The sequence below is a fragment of the Pseudomonas sp. B16120 genome (assembly GCF_044218845.1).
GTDB classification, from domain to species: Bacteria; Pseudomonadota; Gammaproteobacteria; order Pseudomonadales; family Pseudomonadaceae; genus Aquipseudomonas; species Aquipseudomonas paracarnis.
This window is the reverse complement of the sequence record NZ_CP162588.1, coordinates 716,861-734,384: the sequence shown is the minus strand read 5'-3', so window position 1 is coordinate 734,384 and position 17,524 is coordinate 716,861. Positions and strand designations below refer to the sequence as shown.

The window sequence follows — 17,524 nt, the reverse complement described above, 5'->3', positions numbered from 1 at the left end:
CAACCAGGCCCTCTGTGGGAGCTGGCTTGCCTGCGATAGCGGTTTCACATTCAACACAGGGTTGGCATTGAGTCCGTCATCGCGGGCAAGCCCGGCTCCCACAGGGATCAAGGTGTTCAGGCCGTCGCGTTATTACTTCTGCTTTTCCAACTGATGGTATTTGCCGTCTTTGTCCCACTGGTAAACCACGTAGTCAGAGACTTTCAGGTCGCCCTTGGCATCCCAGGCTTTTTCGCCCATGACGGTTTTAACCGGGTTGGCCTTGAGCCACTTGGCAGCGTCTTCGCCCTTGTTGGACTTGGCACCGTTGAAGCCGGCGGCCAGGGCCTGGATCGAGGCGTAAGCGTACAGGGTGTAGCCTTCAGGCTCGGTACCGTTCTTGCGGAACTCTTCCACGACCGTCTTGCTGTCTGGCAGCAGGCGCGGGTCGGCGCCGAAGGTCATGTACACACCATCAACGTACTGCGCGCCGCCGGCGGTGGCTACCAGTTCGTCGGTGACCACGCCGTCATCGGACATGAACTTGACGTCTTTGAGGCCCGCTTCGCGGATCTGGCGCACCAGTGGGCCGGCTTCCGGATGCAGGCCGCCGAAGTACACGACGTCGGCGCCCAGGGAACGGATCTTGGTAACCAGGGCGCTGAAGTCTTTCTCGCCCCGGGTCAGGCCCTCTTCCAGCACCGGCTTGACGCCGCGCTTGGTCAACTGCGCAGCGGTGGCGTCGGCCAGGCCTTTGCCGTAGGTGTCTTTGTCGTTGATCACCGCGACTTTCTTGCCCTTGAGCACGTCGACAATGTAGTCGCCGGCGACGATGCCTTGCTGGTCGTCACGCCCGCACATACGGAACATGGCGCCCAGGCCGCGTTCGGTCACTTGTGGGTTGGTGGAGCCTGGGGTGATGGCGATGATGCCCGCTTCGTCGTAAACCTCAGACGCCGGGATGGTGTTGGATGAGCAGAAGTGCCCGACCACACCGATCACTTTGTCCTGGTCGGCCAGGCGGTTGGCCACGGCCACGGCCTGCTTGGGTTCGCAGGCGTCATCGCCCGCCACCAGCTTGATCTGCTCGCCGTTGATGCCGCCGGCCTTGTTGATAACGTCGGCTGCCGCCTGGGCACCCTTCATGTACTGCTCACCGAAAGCGGCGTTGGCACCCGTCATCGGGCCCGCCACACCAATTTTCACATCAGCTTGAACAAACGTAGAAACACCCAGCGCCGCAGCAACGGCGAGGGCCAGAAAACCTTTCTTGTAAAACGTCTGGGACATGAGTGGTGCTCCGATATTTTTGATTTTTGGCACGACAACTTGCATTCAAACTTTTCACTGAAAGCTCAGAGCAAGCCGCGTGCCATTACTTTTTTATTCTTCAAAAAGACACGGTGTCATTGTTATTACAGGCGTTTCGACGCCTTTTGCCAGGACGTGCAACCGTCTAGCGTCTACGGGTGCAACCAGCACTGCAAAAAAGTACAACCCTGGTAGGTCGCACCTGCAACCACAGGCATAAACGACAGTTCCTACAGCTGTAACAACGTGCGTAACGGAACTGCACATTTACAGTGCGTGATTGCTACGACTTGCACCAATACAGATGGGTAGCCTGCTAAGAAAACGCAGGCTTCTGAGGGGTATTTCGCTGATCAGATCACGATCCTCAGGCATTGCCCGGCGTGATAGAGCGAGAAGCCGGCTTCATACAGGCAACTGCGCAGGCCCACAGCGGCCAGAGGTTGCATAGGGGCAAAAGGGATCGGTAAGGCTTGGGGGTCCTGGTGACACAGGTAGTCGGCAAACGCCTTGCCCACTACGCTGCCGGTGGTCACCCCGCGCCCGTTATAACCGGTAACCGCCACCAGGCCGGGGGCCGGTTCGAACAGGCGCATCAAGTGGTCGGGGGTGAACGCGATGCAGCCGGTCCAGGTGAATTCCCATTGCACCGGTTTGAGGTACGGGAAGTAGTGTTGCTGCACCCGATCGGCCCATGCCTTGAGGAACCACGCCGGCTTCTGGTTGCCGTTACCCAGGCTGCCCAGCAACAGGCGCCCGTCGGCATCGCGGCGAATACTGCTCAGGACCTGGCGCGTGTCCCACGAACCCTGGCCGCCGGGGAGGATCTGTTTGGCCGCGTCATCGGTCAGCGGCGCCGACGCCACCTGGTAGTAATAGCCGGGGAAGAAGTTACGCCGCAGTTCAGTCCATTCGCCTTCGGTGTAGGCGTTGGAGGCGATCACCACCTGCGCGGCCTGCACCGCACCCTCGGCGGTCTGCACCGACCAATCGGCGCCTTGGCGTTCAAGCTGGGTGACCGGAGAATGGTCAAACAACTGCCCGCCCAACGCTGCGGCGGCATTTGCCAACCCAGTGGTGTAGCCCATGGGGTTCAAGGTGCCGGCGCGCCGATCCAGCAACGCGGCGGCGATTTTCCGGGTACCGGTGGCGTGCTCGCAGGCCTGGCCGGTGAGTAACTCAACCGGTGCGCCACGGCGTTTCCACTGCTGCTCACGGCTGCGCAAATCCGCCTCGCCACGGGCGTTGTGCGCCATGTGCAAGGTGCCTTCACGGCGCAATTGGCAGTCGATGTTGTACTTGTCGATCAGGCTGAACACCAGGGACGGCGCCGCACCCAACATGCGGTTGAGCTGGCTGCCCACCGCCGTGCCGAAACCGGCCTCGATCTCGTCCGGTGGAATCCACAGGCCGGCGTTGACCAGCCCGACGTTGCGCCCCGAACCACCGTGGCCGGTGCGATGGGCTTCCAGTACGACGACGCTTTTACCCTGTTCCAGCAAATGAATGGCCGCCGACAAACCGGTGATGCCGGCGCCGATCACGCACACATCCACCTTGACCGCGCCCTTGAGCGCGGCTCGGTCGGGACGGCCTGGGGTGAGGTGTTCCCATAAACATGTTTCGCGCAGTGCCATTTCCAGACTCCGGGATGAATTCACCACCGCTCGTTCCCACGCTCTGCGTGGGAATGTAGCCTTGGACGCTCCGCGTCCGCATTGTCGTGACGCGGAGCGTCACAGAATGCGTTCCCACGCAGAGCGTGGGAACGATCAGTCTGGTCAGTCGAACGTGATGCCTTGTGCCAACGGCAGTTCCAGCGAGTAGTTCACAGTATTGGTTTGCCGGCGCATATACCCGCGCCACGCATCCGAGCCCGATTCACGCCCGCCGCCGGTTTCTTTTTCCCCCCCGAACGCGCCACCGATCTCCGCGCCGCTCGGGCCGATGTTGACGTTGGCAATGCCACAGTCACTGCCCACCGCCGACATGAACTGCTCGGCTTCACGCACGTCGGTAGTGAAGATGCAGGACGACAAACCTTGTGGCACGGCATTGTTCAGGCGCAGGGCTTCGGCGAAGTCGGTGTAGCCGACCACGTAAAGAATCGGCGCGAAGGTTTCGCTGCACACTACGTCGCTTTGCTCGGGCATTTCCACGATGGCCGGCGATACGTAGTAGGCGTTGGGGAATGTGTCTTGCAGTTGGCGCTTGCCGCCGAACACCTTGCCGCCTTCGCTCAAGGCTTGCTCAAGGGCGTCCTGCATGTTGTCGAAACTGTGCTTGTCGATCAGCGGGCCGATCAGGTTGCCTTCCAGTGGGTGGCCGATGCGCACTTTGGAATAGGCGGCCTTGAGGCGGGTGACGATTTCTTCCTTGACCGACTCATGGGCGATCAGCCGGCGCAGGGTGGTGCAGCGTTGGCCGGCGGTGCCCACCGCGCTGAAGAGGATGGCGCGCACGGCCATGTCCAGGTCGGCGCTCGGGCCGAGAATCATCGCGTTGTTGCCGCCCAGTTCAAGGATGCTGCGGGCGAAACGTGCGGCGACTTTGGGTGCCACTTCACGGCCCATACGCGTGCTGCCGGTGGCGCTGATCAGGGCGACGCGCGGGTCATCCACCAGCGCAGCGCCGGCGTCACGGCCGCCGATGATCACTTGGCTGAGGTACTCGGGGGCACCGTCGAATTTTTTCAGTACGCGCTCGAACAAGGCCTGGCAGGCCAGTGCAGTGAGCGGGGTCTTTTCCGACGGTTTCCAGATCACCGCGTTGCCGCACACCAAGGCCAGCGCAGTGTTCCACGCCCACACAGCCACCGGGAAGTTGAAGGCGCTGATCACGCCGACCACGCCCAGCGGGTGCCAGGTTTCACGCATATGGTGGCCTGGGCGCTCGGAGGCGATGGTCAAGCCGTACAACTGGCGCGACAGGCCGACGGCGAAGTCGCAGATGTCGATCATTTCCTGCACTTCACCCAAGCCTTCCTGGGTAATCTTGCCCGCTTCCCAGGAAACGAGTTCGCCCAGGTCGGCCTTGTACTCGCGCAATACGTCGCCGAACTGGCGCACCAGCTCGCCACGTCGCGGCGCCGGCACCTTGCGCCAGGCCTCGAATGCATGCTCGGCGCGACTGACCTGTTGCTCCACCTCGGCGGCGCCTTCCCAGTGCACACTGCCGATACGGCTGCCATCAATCGGTGAATGCACGGGTTGTTTTCCAGCCTGGTACAGCGCCGGGTTTACCCCGAGACGATCAAGCAATGCGGCAACCATGGGTCACTCCTTCAATCTGCAGACAAAAATTCGCGCCGCAATACGCACGGCGATCCTGGCCCTATTTGTAGCTGGCCCAAGACTTGCCAACAAACGACGATTAGGCGAGATATCATTCCCTTTATTCATGCAAAGAATAAAAAGAGGCATGCCGTGCTGAACAAAAGACATTTGCCCTCGATCACCGCCCTGCAGTGTTTCGAAGCGGCCACCCGCCACCTGAGCTTCACCCGCGCCGCCGAGGAACTGAACCTCACCCAAAGCGCGGTGAGCAAACAAGTAGCGCAGTTGGAAGAACTGTTGCAACACCTGCTGTTTCGCCGCGTGCGCCGCCGCTTGCAGATGACCCCGGCGGGCGACCTGTACCTGGTGGAGGTGCGCAAGATCCTCACCCAGGTGGAAATGTCCACCCACTACCTGCGCTCCTACGGGGGCGAAACAGAAGTGCTGCGCGTGTCCACGCCCTACACCTTCGGAGCACGCTGGCTGGTGCCGCGCCTCAAAGGCTGGCGTTTGCGCCACCCGCAGATCCACCTGGACCTGTGCAACGAACAGGACCCGGACGAGTTACTGCAAGGCAAGGCCGACATGGCGTTCTATTTCGGCCAGGGCGCACGTCCCGGCACCGAGAGCCTGAAACTGTTCAGTGAAGAGCTGGTACCGGTGTGTTCGCCCGACAGCCTGCCCGCCCAGCCTTTCACCGACCCCACGCAACTGAGCGACCTGGTGCTACTGCAAAACGCCTCGCGGCCCCAGGGCTGGCATGACTGGTTCGCCAGCCAGGGCTTCCATACCGAGCACAGCTACCATGGCCCGCGGTTCGACACGTTTTATATGTGTATCCGTGCGGCGCAGGTGGGATGCGGCGTGGCGTTATTGCCGCGCTTTCTGGTGGAGGAGGAATTGGCCGAGGGCAAGTTGGTGATCCCCTGGCAACATGCGATGCCGAGCCAGGATGCTTACTACCTGGCGTATCCTGAGCATTCGGCAGAGGTGCCCAAGGTGCGCGAGTTTGTGAAGTGGATGATGGAGCAGGTGCTTTAGCGCCTGGAGAATCGCCATCGCAGGCAAGCCTGCTCCCACCGTTTGGAATGCACTTCAAATGTGGGAGCTGGCTTGCCTGCGATGGCGCCAGTGGCCTTACTGAAAAAATCACTGGCAAAACCCCACAAGTCTATGCGCCACTAACCCCCTTCCTCAATTGTGCGTAAAGGCCGGCCTCCACCGCCGACCCGTCTGGAGATTCCCGTTATGAGCGAGAGTGTGTTTGCCGATCGCATCGTGCAGAACCTGCTCGACACCGACTTCTACAAGCTGACCATGATGCAGGCGGTGCTGCACAACTACCCGAACGTGGAAGTTGAATGGGAGTTTCGTTGCCGTAACAGTGAAGACCTGCGCCCTTACCTGGCGGAGATTCGTTACCAGATCGAGCGCCTCGCCGAGCTGAGCCTGAGCCCCGATCAACTGGGGTTCCTGGAACGCATCAGCTTTATGAAGCCGGATTTTCTGCGTTTCCTCGGGCTGTTTCGCTTCAACCTGCGGTATGTGCAAACCGGCATCGAGAACGGCGAGTTGTTTATCCGCCTGCGCGGACCGTGGCTGCATGTGATCCTGTTTGAAGTGCCAATGCTGGCCATCGTCAGCGAGGTGCGTAACCGCTACCGCTACCAGACCGTGATCCTCGAGCAGGCCCGCGAGCAGCTGTATCGCAAGTTCGACTGGTTGACCGCCAACGCCAGCAGCGATGAGCTGTCGGAGCTGCAAGTGGCAGACTTCGGCACGCGCCGGCGTTTTTCCTACCGGGTGCAAGAGGAAGTGGTCAGCGTGCTCAAGCACGATTTCCCTGGCCGTTTTGTCGGCACCAGCAACGTGCACCTGGCGCGCGAATTCGATATGAAGCCGCTGGGCACCATGGCCCACGAGTGGATCATGGCCCACCAGCAACTCGGCCCGCGCCTGATCGACAGCCAGATCGCCGCCCTTGATTGCTGGGTGCGCGAGTACCGTGGCCTGTTGGGTATCGCCCTCACCGATTGCATCACCACCGACGCGTTCCTGGGCGACTTCGACTTGTACTTCGCCAAGCTGTTCGATGGCCTGCGCCATGACTCCGGTGATCCGATCCAGTGGGCAGAAAAAGCCATCGCTCACTACCACAAGCTGGGCATCGAACCGATGAGCAAGACCCTGGTGTTCTCCGACAGTCTGACATTGCCCAAAGCCTTGGAAATATTCCGGGCGTTGCGCGGTCGCATTAATGTGAGCTTTGGCATCGGCACCAACCTGACCTGTGATATTCCAGGGGTGGAACCGATGAGCATCGTGCTTAAAATGACCGCCTGCAATGGCCAGCCCGTCGCAAAAATTTCCGATGAAGCGGGCAAGACCCATTGCACCGACCCGAATTTTGTCGCCTATTTGCGTCACGTTTTCAAAGTACCTGCCCTATCCAGCAAGGAGTGAATCATGCAAGCCGTACAGCGTGAGATTGCACAACAGCTCAAGGTGCAAGCCCCGTTCAAGGACCAGGCCGCACTCGAAGCCGAGGTTGCCCGGCGCGTGGCCTTTATCCAGGACTGCCTGCGCAATTCCGGGCTCAAGACCCTGGTGCTCGGCATCAGTGGTGGTGTCGACTCCCTGACCGCAGGCCTGTTGGCCCAACGTGCGGTGCAGGAACTGCGCGCCAGCACCGGCGATGAGGCGTACCGCTTTATCGCCGTGCGCCTGCCCTACGAAACCCAGTTCGACGAGCACGACGCCCAGGCCTCGGTGGACTTTATCGAGCCGGATGAACGTCACACCGTGAACATCGGCCCGGCGGTTAAAGCCCTGGCCAATGAAGTGGCCGCCTTTGAAGGCAAGGCCGCGGCGTCCCGTGACTTCGTGCTGGGCAACACCAAGGCGCGCATGCGTATGGTGGCGCAGTACACCATCGCCGGCGCGGCCGGTGGGCTGGTGATCGGCACCGACCATGCGGCGGAAGCGGTGATGGGCTTCTACACCAAGTTCGGTGATGGCGCGTGCGATCTGGCACCGTTGAGCGGGCTGGTGAAGCATCAGGTGCGGGCCATTGCCCGTCACTTTGGCGCGCCGGAATCGCTGGTGGAGAAGGTACCGACCGCCGACCTGGAAGACCTTTCGCCGGGCAAGCCGGACGAGGCGTCACATGGCGTGACCTATGCCGAGATTGATGCGTTCCTGCAGGGTGAGCCGGTGCGTGAGGAGGCGTTCAGGATTATCTGCGAGACCTATCGCAAGACTGAGCACAAGCGGGTGATGCCGTTTGCACCTTGAGGTGAACCTGATCGTTTTGCATTGATTGTCACATCGCCATCGCAGGCAAGCCAGCTCCCACACTTGACCGGATTCCAACATGGGAATGCGGTCGAATGTGGGAGCTGGCTTGCCTGCGATGAACGATAACGCGGTCTTACTTCAGAACCACAGCACCTTTCATCATCGAGATGTGGCCTGGGAACGAGCAGAAGAAGCTGTATTTCTCATCGGCCTTCAGCTTGGAGACGTCGAAGGTCACCGAATCTTTCTCGCCGGCACCGATGATTTTGGTGTGGGCGATGATGCGCTCATCACCGGCTTTCAGGTAATCCTTGTCGATCCCCGCAGCCATGCCGTCGGTTGCCACCGGTTGCATATTGGCTTCGGTAGTCAGCACCCAGTTATGGCCCATCACGTTCTTGGGCAGGTTACCCGAGTGAGTCAGCTCAACGGTGAACTGCTTGCAGCTCTTGTCGATTTCAATCGCTTTGGTGTTGAACGACATTTGGTCGGTGGAGTCGACAGTGACCTTGCACTCTGCAGCAAGCAACTGGCCGCTCGCCAGAGTCAGCAGGGAAACAGCAACGAGTTTGGCAAACATGTGAATCTCCAAGGCAGGGTTTTAAAAACGCGGATTGCGGTAAGGGTGCCTCAATCAGGCTTGAGTTCTTATGATCTGAATCAACAGATTGTATACAACTTTAGGCTATCAGCTTCATCAACACAATCAACCAGCCAAACTGCCGCACCCTGATTATGATCGGCCCATCACTCACGGGAGTTCATGCCATGCACCCCAATCACCTGTTCAACGGCCTTCTGGCTGCCTACGCCTGCGGTAAGTGAAAGCAAAGGGCCCCCTGAAGCTGCTACCATGACGACCCGAGGCAGCTGCGCGCCGCCCACCCTCACCTTCGACCCTAGAGGATCGCCCATGGCCAAACCTAATTACTCCTTCGCCAAACGTCAGAGAGACTTGGCCAAGGAACAGAAGAAAGAGGAAAAGCTGCAACGCAAGAAAGCCGCTGCAGAGGAAGAAGCCGGCGCGCTGACCCCGGATGCCGAAGGTGAAGCGGCAACTGACGAGACCGAAACCCTGAAAGACCCAGCTGAATGATCGTTCCCACGCTCCGCGTGGGAATGCAGCCCCGGACGCTCCGCGTCCCGCACCAGGCTTGAAGCCAGCGCAAGGGTGACGCAGAGCGTCACAGCAGGCATTCCCACGCAGAGCGTGGGAATGATCGTTTTTCATTCCAGCGGCATCACCGTCACCCGCACCTCCGGGTCGTGGCTGCCTCCCCCCAGAATCACCCCCCGCAATGGCGACACATCAGAAAAGTCCCGGCCCCAGGCCAGGGTGATGTGCTCCAGCGCCGGCTGCACATTGTTGGTCGGGTCAAAATCCACCCAGCCTGATACCGGGCAAAACACCGAAACCCACGCATGGGAAGCATCCGCGCCAATCAGCCGTGGCTGGCCGGGCGGTGGCTGGGTGAGCAGGTAGCCGCTGATATAGCGCGCCGCCAGGCCACGGGAACGCAGGCAGGCAAGCATCAGGTGAGCGAAGTCCTGGCACACGCCGCGACGGCGCTCCAGCACTTCAACCAGTGGCGTGGCGACCTGGGTGGCTTCGGCATCGAAGGTAAATTCGCTGAAGATCTTCTCCATCAATGCCTGCGTGCCCAGCAGTAAAGGCTCGCCGGGCGGGAAGCAGCTTTCGGAGAACTCGACGAAGGTTTTCTTCAGATGGACATAGGGCGACTCGAAGCGATAGCGGCAGGCTTCGATCAGCTCGGCGCTCAAGGCCTGGCTGCTGTAGGTCAGGCTGTCGCGGGTGTGGTCCCAGGGCGGCGACCGCTGGAAGTCCAGAGCGGGTCGCGAAAGCACTTCTACAGTGAGTCCGGCGTTCACCAGCAATTCATCATGGGGCCGTTCGAACGCCAGGCGAGTGATCGGGTTGCCGAATACGTCCAGTTCGTCGCGGCGCGAGGTGGGTTCCGGGCTAATATCCAACTGCTGCCAGGTGCACTTCTGCCAGGCGCACGGCCTTGGCCACAGGTGCGCCAGTTGCTGGGCCAGGGACACCGGGCTGTCATAGTGGTAATGGGTATCGTGGAAAATCTGATAGCGCGCGCTCATTACACCGACACCGTTTGCTGGCTGACATCATCCACGTGGGCAAAATGGCGCAGCGCCAGGCGATCCGACACCTGCCCGCTTTCATCGGCCACCGCTTGCAGCAAGTCGGCCAGGCCGTCCAGCGCGGCACGCACGCTGGTTTCGCCAAACAGGCCGTCCTCCAGGCAGCCCAGGTCAAAACGCGCCAGGCGCTCGACCAACGGCGCCAGCCCGGTTTCACGGGGCACGCCAAAATCATCATTGAGACGGCGCAGGGTGCGGCTCACCAACTTGAGCTGGAACAGCACCGCATGGGGGTTCTGCTCGTCGAGCAGCAGCAAGTCGAGCACCGGGATCAACTGCGGCACCGCCAGGTAGCGCGAGCGGTAGGTGATGCTGCTGTTGCCCAGCTCCAGCAACCATTCCAGCCCGGCCTGATCGAACACGGCCACGCCACGCAGGAACGCCGCTAGGCTGCTGCTCAGAAACTGCAGACGCTCGATACGCCGGCCCATCATCAAGAAGCGCCAGCCCTCATCGCGGGTCATGTCGTCCAGGGCAAACCCGGACAGTGCCGCCAGGGACATCACCAGGCGGTTGAGAAAGTCGAGCAGCTCGCCAAAGTCTGCAGTGTCGCTTTCCAGTTCCATGGCTTCGCGTTGCAGCTCCACCAGGGCCTGCCAGTTTTCCCGGGACAACTTGCCGCGCACCTGGGACGCCGCCCACTGCAAGCGCTGCAAATTGGCGCGCAGGCTTGAAGGCCAGTCATCACCCAGCAAGGCGGCGAGCAGGCGCTCCGGCAGCTCGCCCTCCTCCGGCAACAGGCGCAGGCTTTCGCCGAGTTCGACGGCGGCCTGCAACGCCAGCGGATCGTCGCCATCGACATACCGCGCCAGTACGATACGCAGCCAGCGCGCACTGTCGTCGCAGCGCTCGCAGTAACGACCGAACCAGAACAGGTTTTCCACCACGCGCGAGGGCAAATAGGGATCGCGGCGCACCAGGTCATAGGCGCCAATGGTGCGTTGGGCGCGCCATTGCTCGCCACCCGGCACGCGTTCACCGAGTACCCAGGTGTCCTTGCTCGCCCCGCCGCGCTGCATCGACACCACCTCGGCATCGGCGTCGGCCGCCACGCGAGTCAGGCCGCCAGGCAGTACCCGATAACCGTCTTCACTGGCCACGGCGTAGACACGCATACCAATGGCACGGTGTTGCAGGTGGTCATCCACGGTGTGCCATACGGGCGCCTGAGACAGTTGCGCCAGCTCTTGGGCGACATAGGCATAGGGCCGCGCACGCATGCGTTCGGCCAGGGCCTGGCGCTGTTCGTCGTCAAGGTCGCGACCAAACACCGGGGCGAAACTTTGTGAGGGAAATGCCGGCTTGATCAGCAGTTCCGGGAGTTTTTCCAGGGCTTCGGCAAGCACCGGCGCTTCGCCGCACCACCAGGTGGCAATCGACGGCAGGATCAAGGTTTCACCGAACAAAAATTCGTTGATCTTGGGCAAAAAGCCCAGCAACCCCGGGGACTCCAGCACGCCACTGCCCAAGGCATTGGCCACCAGCACGTTGCCCTGACGCACGGCGTCGAGCAGGCCCGGCACGCCGAGCGCCGAGTCAGTGCGCAGTTCCAGCGGGTCGCAGAAATCATCGTCGAGGCGACGCATGATCGCGTGCACCCGGCGCAGGCCGCTGAGCGTTTTCAGGAACACAGTGCTGTCACGCACGGTGAGGTCGCCGCCCTCTACCAAGGGGTAGCCGAGCTGGCGCGCCAGGTACAGGTGTTCGAAATAGCTTTCGTTGAAACGCCCCGGCGTGAGCAACACGATCAGTGGCGGCTGGTCATCGCCAGGGGCCTGGCGCGCCAGGGTCTCCTGCAGCGTGCGAAAGAAACCGGTGAGGTGCTGCACCTGCATATCCCGGTACAGGTCCGGGAAAGCGCGGGACACGATGGTGCGGTTTTCCAGGGCGTAGCCGGCGCCCGATGGGGCTTGGGTACGGTCGGCGGTGACCCACCAGCGGCCGTCCGGCGTGCGCGCCAGGTCGACCGCGTACAGATGCAGGAACGCACCGTCGGGCGGATGGATGCCCTGGCACGGCCACAGAAAATTGTTATGCCCGAACACCAGTTCGGCCGGCAGCAAGCCTTCCTTGATCAGGCGCTGCGGGCCATACAGGTCGGCCAGTACCGCATTGAGCAGGCGCGCACGCTGGGCGATGCCGGCCGACAGTTGCTGCCACTCCTCGGCCGCCAGCACATGGGGCAACAGGTCCAGCTCCCAGGGGCGGTCGGCGCCCTTGGGGTCGGCGTAGACGTTGTAGGTCACGCCGTTTTCCTGGATCTGGCGCGTCAGCAACGCCTGGCGCTGGGCCAGTTGTGCGGGCGTGCTGCGTTGCAGGTGATCGAACAAGCGCCGCCAATGGGCACGCACCGCGCCGCTGGCGTCCAGCAGTTCGTGATAGGTGCCCGCGGTGAGCGGGTAGCGGTCGAGCAAGTCGGACATGGAACGCTCGGCAGAGGCAAGGGAAGTCAGGTTAACTCAAATTCACTACGATCCAATGTGGGAGCTGGCTTGCCTGCGATAGCGGTGTGTCAGTCACCAGAACTATCGACTGAACCACCGCTATCGCAGGCAAGCCAGCTCCCACACTTGGATCATGTTCATTCCTTATTTTTTGTGAAACGCCGCAAATCCAGGGTCATTGGCAACTCATCGTTTACCGTTACAGTCGGCACCACAAGCTTGCCCGGGCTATGCCCCAAGCGGAAAAACCGCGCCATGCGCCGGCTCTCCGCCTCATTGGCATTCACCGGCAGGCTGTCGTAATTGCGCCCGCCCGGGTGCGCCACATGGTATTGGCAGCCGCCCAACGAACGCTGCATCCAGGTGTCGAGCAGGTCAAATACCAGCGGCGCATGCACGGGGATGGTCGGTTGCAGGCAGTTGGCCGGTTGCCAGGCGCGGTAACGCACCCCCGCCACGAACTCACCGACGCGGCCGGTCGGTTGCAGCGGCACCGGCACGCCATTGCAGGTCAGCAGGTAGCGTTGCGGTGGCAACCCGCTCAACTTCACTTGCAGGCGCTCCAGGGACGAATCCACATAGCGCACCGTGCCCCCCACCGCGCCCTCCTCGCCCAGCACATGCCAAGGCTCCAAGGCCTGGCGCAGTTCCAGTTCGATACCGCTGACGGCGTAGTCGCCCACCTTGGGGAAACGGAACTCCAGATGCGCCGCGAACCATTCGGCTCGCAGCGGGTAACCAGCCGCGTTCAGCTCGACGATCACGTCGGCAAAGTCCTGCTCGATAAAGTGCGGCAACAGGAAACGGTCATGCAGTTCAGTGCCCCAGCGCGCCAGCTTCGGCGGCGCATAGGGCTCGCGCCAGAACCGCGCGACCAGCGCTCGCAGCAACAACTGCTGGGTCAGGCTCATGCGCGCATGGGGCGGCATTTCAAAGGCGCGCAGTTCCAGCAGGCCCAGTCGGCCCGTGGCGCCGTCGGGTGAGTAGAGTTTGTCGATACAGAATTCGGCGCGATGGGTATTGCCCGTCACGTCGATCAGCAGGTTGCGCAACAGGCGATCCACTAACCACGGCGGGCACTCCTCGCCCGGTGCCGGCATCTGCGCGAAGGCGATTTCCAGTTCATACAGCGCATCGTTGCGCGCCTCGTCTACCCTGGGCGCCTGGGAGGTGGGGCCGATAAACAGGCCGGAGAACAAATAGGACAACGACGGGTGGTTATGCCAGTAGCTGATCAGGCTGCGTAGCAGGTCCGGGCGGCGAAGGAAGGGCGAGTCCTTGGGCGTCGCGCCGCCGAGCACGAAGTGGTTACCGCCACCGGTGCCGGTATGGCGCCCGTCGATCATGAACTTCTCGGTGGTCAGGCGGGTTTGCCGTGCCTCTTCGTAGAGGAATTCGGTGCGTTCCACCAACTCGTCCCAGGTGGCGGATGGCTGTACGTTGACCTCAATGACACCGGGATCTGGCGTGACGCGGAAATTGCTCAGGCGCATATCCGCTGGCGGCTCGTAGCCTTCCAGCAGTACCGGGCAATGCAGCTCTTCGGCGGTGGCCTCAATGGCAGCCACCAGCTCCAGGTAATCCTCGACGCGCTCCAGCGGCGGCATAAACAGGTAGAGGCGCCCTCCCCGTGCTTCGGCGCACAGCGCGGTACGGGTCAGCCAGTCGGCGGACTCGTCGACCTTGGGCACACGCTCATCACCCGGCGCGGGCTCGCCATGGTTTTGCAACTGGGCGCTGGTCGGCAGCTCCGGCTGATCCTGGTTAGGGTCGGTCGGATGCACAAACGGATACTCCGCCGCAGTCACCCAGGGCTGCGAAGCGAGCGGCAGACGATAGCCCAGCGGCGAATCCCCCGGCACCAGGCGGCAATGGTTGTCGCGCAGGTACCAACGACCACTCTGCCAGCGGTCATTGGCCGCAGTCCGTGCCAGCGGCAGCACTTGGCCGATGACTTTATCCAGGCCCTGGCTGAAGACTTTGCGCAGGCGTTCACGCTCCAGGTCGTCGCTCAGGCGCGGGTCTTGGGCAGTGACGTTCTGGGGCAGCGCCCCTTCGCGCCACAGGTAGTAGAAATTGTCTTCGAACGCCGGGAACACAAAGCGCGCCGGCAGTTTCAGGCGTTCGGCGACGCTGGCCAGGAAACGCCCGGCCATCACCCCATCAGCACCGTAGTCCTGCTGTTCATCGGCGATCAGCGCGCTGTTGTGCCAGATCGGCACGCCATCGCGGCGCCAATAGCAGTTGAGCGACCAACGTGGCAATTGCTCCCCGGGATACCACTTGCCTTGGCCGAAATGCACCAGGCCCTTGGGCGCATAGTGCTGGCGCAGGCGCTGGAACAGCTCGGCGGACAGGCGACGCTTGTCCGGGCCCAGGGCTGCGGTGTTCCATTCGGCGCCGTCTGGGTCGTCGATAGAGACGAAGGTCGGCTCGCCGCCCATGGTCAGGCGTACGTCGTCCTTGAGCAGGTCGCCGTCGATCTGCCGGCCCAGGGCCTGGATCGCCAACCATTGTTCTTCGGTGTAGGGCTTGGTCACCCGTGGCGCTTCCCAGATGCGCTCCACCGACATCTCATGGGTGAACTCGCATTCGCACGGCTCCACCAACCCGCTGATGGGCGCGGCGGACGATGGATCGGGGCTACAGGCCAACGGGATATGCCCTTCACCGGCGAACAACCCGGACGTGGCATCCAGGCCAATCCAGCCAGCGCCGGGCAAATACACTTCGCACCAGGCGTGCAGGTCGGTGAAGTCCACCTCGGTACCGGACGGGCCGTCGAGGGCTTTGACGTCGGCGGTCAGTTGAATCAGATAACCAGAGACAAATCGCGCCGCCAATCCGAGGTTGCGCAGCAATTGCACCAACAACCAGGCCGAGTCGCGGCAAGAGCCGGATGCGTTTTCCAGGGTAAATTCCGGAGTTTGCACGCCCGGTTCCATGCGAATCAGGTAACCGATATCGGCGGCCAGGCGCTGGTTGAGGCCGACCAGGAAATCCACAGCAGGCAGCGGCGTGCGGTCGATACCGGCCAGGTACGCAGCCAACCTTGGCGTCAGCGGCAAGGTTTCCAGATACGGCGCCAGCTCGCGCTGCTCATCGGCGGCGTAGCTGAACGGGATATTTTCGGCGTAGGGCTCGAGGAAAAAATCGAACGGATTGAACACCGCCATCTCGGCGACCAGGTCGACTTCAATGCGCAACTCGTCAGTCTTTTCCGGGAACACCAGGCGCGCCAGGTAATTGCCCTGGGGGTCTTGCTGCCAGTTGATGAAATGCTGCTCGGGCAACACCTTCAACGCGTAGGACAGTATCCGCGTACGGCTATGGGCCGCCGGGCGTAGCCGCACGATCTGCGGGCCGAGTTCAACTGCACGGTCGTAGCGGTAATGCGTAACGTGGTGCAACGCGACATGAATCGACACGGCGGCCTCCTGCGAGCCAGGGCATAAGCACAACGCGCGCAAGACTTATGCCACAGCAGCAGTCATTGCACTAAAACGTCAGGCCCGGTGCAGTACAGCACCAAAACAGCGCCAACGTTGCGGCTATGGTGCAGGCGCTGCACACATTTGTAGCGCCGGGCTGAGTGCAGGTGGTGAATCTACCCAGTTAAGGCGTAGTACGCCTGGTATTCAGGGCTTGGCGCAGTTGACGGATTTGCACAAGTTTTGCCCGCATCTCTCGCTGCCCGCTGCTGTTGAGCACCAGCAGGCCGAACAGCGGGAAAATCAGCGACAGGCTATAGAGAACCCTGTGTGGGTTGTACTGAATCATGGGGAGCACAAACAACAGACAGGCAGCGTAGATGGCGACCATCACCCATGCCCATGAAGGTTTGCCCCGCAGGATCATAAAGTTGCTATGGACCGTCAACAAGATAAGCAATGCACCTGCGACCAGGATCTTGAGCCCGACTTGAGCAAGGGACGCATCACGAAAATAGGTAACGAAAGCCAGCGCCACTGCAAGTGCCAGCGAAAAGTACGCAGCAAATACGCCGCCCAGAAACGTCAAGAAGTGACGCCTGAAGAAGTCGCGCAGCGTCATCAGCTCACTCATTCGTTTATTTCCTCGTACAAGCCTATCGCAATGGTATTGACGTTCCCAGAGTAGGCGCTGCCTCCGAACCCGACGGTCGCTCCCAGGATATCTTTGATCTGAGTACTGGTGCTTTGCTTGAGTTGCGTCGGGGTGAAACGCTTGGAGAGCTCACCCGATGCCTGCCTGAGCTTGAGCATCTTCGAGGTCAGGCTGGGATCATTGATGCTCAGTAGTTCCTTGGTCAGCTTGGCCCTCTCCTGACGGTTCAAGCCGCGTAGCACTTCCCGCAGGCTCTTGCCCGTCGATGCCTTAGCGACCTTGACCAGCTTGACCGTCGTCAGGGCTGAAGCGCCCACACCGGCCAACGATGCCGCGTCCAGCACAATGGATGCATTCTGGTACCAGCCTTCACTGTCGAGCCAATCGTTTACCTCAGGCTTGGCCACCTCAAGGGTCGTTCGGGCAATGCCATTGAAGCACTGGAGCGAACTCGCGCCTGCGGCCGCGTACCCCACCACCACAATGACTGAGCTCGCGCCGGCACTGAAAGGAACCAGAATAGTACCGCTGGCAATCGCAGCCCAACTGATGACAGCACCCAGGCAAGAGATTCCGGTATTTACGGCCTCGCCGATCAGCCTGGATTCCCGTGGATTGTTTACTACGTGATCAGCGAATTGTGTCGGCGCGATGTATTTCTGCGCCTCGCGCAGGATGACACGCTTTGGCTTGATGCTGCAGATGGGCTTGAATTCGCGCAGAGTGACGATATTAAAATCGGCATCGATATACACCACGCCAGCACCGACAACGCCGGGGTCAGCATCGATGGCCGCAAACAGCCGTGGCAGATTGATCAGGCTCTCGATGCGCTGGCGCGCCATAAATTGAGAGCGGTTGGAATCCATGCCGATGTTGAACAAGGAGTTGCCCATAAGTGTTCTTCCTTGACATTGAAAGTGCCCAGACCGGCCTCATCGCAGGCAAGCC

Annotated in this window: 13 protein-coding genes; 4 read left to right on the top strand and 9 right to left on the bottom strand. The window is 61.4% G+C overall.

Annotated elements, in window-relative coordinates:
* Nucleotides 1–132 precede the first annotated feature (132 nt).
* The 3 genes from AB4P90_RS03655 to AB4P90_RS03645 all read right to left on the bottom strand — a co-directional run bounded on the left by AB4P90_RS03655 (nt 133) and on the right by AB4P90_RS03645 (nt 4,562).
* Entirely contained in the window at nt 133–1,269 is a 1,137-nt protein-coding gene (locus AB4P90_RS03655; RefSeq protein WP_005784282.1) for a branched-chain amino acid ABC transporter substrate-binding protein, read from the bottom strand.
* Between the two features lie 374 nt (nt 1,270–1,643).
* Nucleotides 1,644–2,927 carry an FAD-binding oxidoreductase gene (locus AB4P90_RS03650; protein ID WP_038448662.1) on the bottom strand — a complete coding sequence of 428 codons (1,284 nt, stop codon included), beginning with the start codon at nt 2,925–2,927 and terminating at the stop codon, nt 1,644–1,646.
* A gap of 144 nt (nt 2,928–3,071) precedes the next feature.
* Nucleotides 3,072–4,562 carry an aldehyde dehydrogenase family protein gene (locus AB4P90_RS03645; RefSeq protein WP_003188096.1) on the bottom strand — a complete coding sequence of 497 codons (1,491 nt, stop codon included), beginning with the start codon at nt 4,560–4,562 and terminating at the stop codon, nt 3,072–3,074.
* A gap of 153 nt (nt 4,563–4,715) precedes the next feature.
* Between AB4P90_RS03645 and AB4P90_RS03640 the strand changes: the two genes are divergently transcribed.
* From AB4P90_RS03640 to nadE, 3 genes are all read left to right on the top strand, one after another.
* Nucleotides 4,716–5,606 (top strand): LysR family transcriptional regulator, encoded by an 891-nt coding sequence (locus AB4P90_RS03640; protein WP_014716686.1) that lies wholly within the window; start codon nt 4,716–4,718, stop codon nt 5,604–5,606.
* 207 nt (nt 5,607–5,813) lie between these two features.
* Entirely contained in the window at nt 5,814–7,028 is a 1,215-nt protein-coding gene (gene pncB, locus AB4P90_RS03635; protein WP_003188094.1) for a nicotinate phosphoribosyltransferase, read from the top strand.
* A 3-nt stretch (nt 7,029–7,031) separates the two neighbouring features.
* Nucleotides 7,032–7,859, top strand: coding sequence for an ammonia-dependent NAD(+) synthetase (gene nadE / locus AB4P90_RS03630; RefSeq protein ID WP_014716685.1), 828 nt, complete (start codon nt 7,032–7,034; stop codon nt 7,857–7,859).
* A gap of 136 nt (nt 7,860–7,995) precedes the next feature.
* Here nadE and azu read toward each other — a convergent pair whose 3' ends face one another.
* Complete coding sequence (gene azu, locus AB4P90_RS03625) at nt 7,996–8,442, bottom strand: azurin (RefSeq protein WP_014716684.1); 447 nt, start codon at nt 8,440–8,442, stop codon at nt 7,996–7,998.
* A gap of 333 nt (nt 8,443–8,775) precedes the next feature.
* Between azu and AB4P90_RS03620 the strand changes: the two genes are divergently transcribed.
* Nucleotides 8,776–8,958 (top strand): hypothetical protein, encoded by a 183-nt coding sequence (locus tag AB4P90_RS03620; protein ID WP_038448658.1) that lies wholly within the window; start codon nt 8,776–8,778, stop codon nt 8,956–8,958.
* A 131-nt stretch (nt 8,959–9,089) separates the two neighbouring features.
* Here AB4P90_RS03620 and AB4P90_RS03615 read toward each other — a convergent pair whose 3' ends face one another.
* The 5 genes from AB4P90_RS03615 to AB4P90_RS03595 form a co-directional block, all read right to left on the bottom strand.
* Nucleotides 9,090–9,980: a transglutaminase family protein gene (locus AB4P90_RS03615; RefSeq protein WP_019818297.1), complete on the bottom strand. Its 891-nt coding sequence runs from the start codon at nt 9,978–9,980 to the stop codon at nt 9,090–9,092.
* Complete coding sequence (locus AB4P90_RS03610) at nt 9,980–12,466, bottom strand: circularly permuted type 2 ATP-grasp protein (RefSeq protein WP_106111117.1); 2,487 nt, start codon at nt 12,464–12,466, stop codon at nt 9,980–9,982. The genes AB4P90_RS03615 and AB4P90_RS03610 overlap by 1 nt, the downstream gene beginning before the upstream one ends.
* Before the next feature lie 158 nt (nt 12,467–12,624).
* A complete protein-coding gene (locus AB4P90_RS03605; RefSeq protein WP_236465940.1) occupies nt 12,625–15,915 on the bottom strand; it encodes a DUF2126 domain-containing protein in 3,291 nt (1,096 codons plus the stop codon).
* 187 nt (nt 15,916–16,102) lie between these two features.
* A complete protein-coding gene (locus tag AB4P90_RS03600; RefSeq protein ID WP_014716679.1) occupies nt 16,103–16,552 on the bottom strand; it encodes a hypothetical protein in 450 nt (149 codons plus the stop codon).
* Entirely contained in the window at nt 16,549–17,469 is a 921-nt protein-coding gene (locus tag AB4P90_RS03595; protein ID WP_014716678.1) for a hypothetical protein, read from the bottom strand. Before AB4P90_RS03595 ends, AB4P90_RS03600 begins: the two co-directional genes overlap by 4 nt.
* Nucleotides 17,470–17,524 lie beyond the last annotated feature (55 nt).

What these genes read in the sequence shown, in the direction of transcription:
- AB4P90_RS03650 (WP_038448662.1), bottom strand. Translation starts at nt 2,927, where the DNA reads ATGGCACTGCGCGAAACATGTTTATGGGAACACCTCACCCCAGGCCGT.
- pncB (WP_003188094.1), top strand. Translation starts at nt 5,814, where the DNA reads ATGAGCGAGAGTGTGTTTGCCGATCGCATCGTGCAGAACCTGCTCGAC.
- AB4P90_RS03655 (WP_005784282.1), bottom strand. Translation starts at nt 1,269, where the DNA reads ATGTCCCAGACGTTTTACAAGAAAGGTTTTCTGGCCCTCGCCGTTGCT.
- AB4P90_RS03610 (WP_106111117.1), bottom strand. Translation starts at nt 12,466, where the DNA reads ATGTCCGACTTGCTCGACCGCTACCCGCTCACCGCGGGCACCTATCAC.
- nadE (WP_014716685.1), top strand. Translation starts at nt 7,032, where the DNA reads ATGCAAGCCGTACAGCGTGAGATTGCACAACAGCTCAAGGTGCAAGCC.
- AB4P90_RS03600 (WP_014716679.1), bottom strand. Translation starts at nt 16,552, where the DNA reads ATGAGTGAGCTGATGACGCTGCGCGACTTCTTCAGGCGTCACTTCTTG.
- AB4P90_RS03595 (WP_014716678.1), bottom strand. Translation starts at nt 17,469, where the DNA reads ATGGGCAACTCCTTGTTCAACATCGGCATGGATTCCAACCGCTCTCAA.
- azu (WP_014716684.1), bottom strand. Translation starts at nt 8,442, where the DNA reads ATGTTTGCCAAACTCGTTGCTGTTTCCCTGCTGACTCTGGCGAGCGGC.
- AB4P90_RS03620 (WP_038448658.1), top strand. Translation starts at nt 8,776, where the DNA reads ATGGCCAAACCTAATTACTCCTTCGCCAAACGTCAGAGAGACTTGGCC.
- AB4P90_RS03645 (WP_003188096.1), bottom strand. Translation starts at nt 4,562, where the DNA reads ATGGTTGCCGCATTGCTTGATCGTCTCGGGGTAAACCCGGCGCTGTAC.
- AB4P90_RS03615 (WP_019818297.1), bottom strand. Translation starts at nt 9,980, where the DNA reads ATGAGCGCGCGCTATCAGATTTTCCACGATACCCATTACCACTATGAC.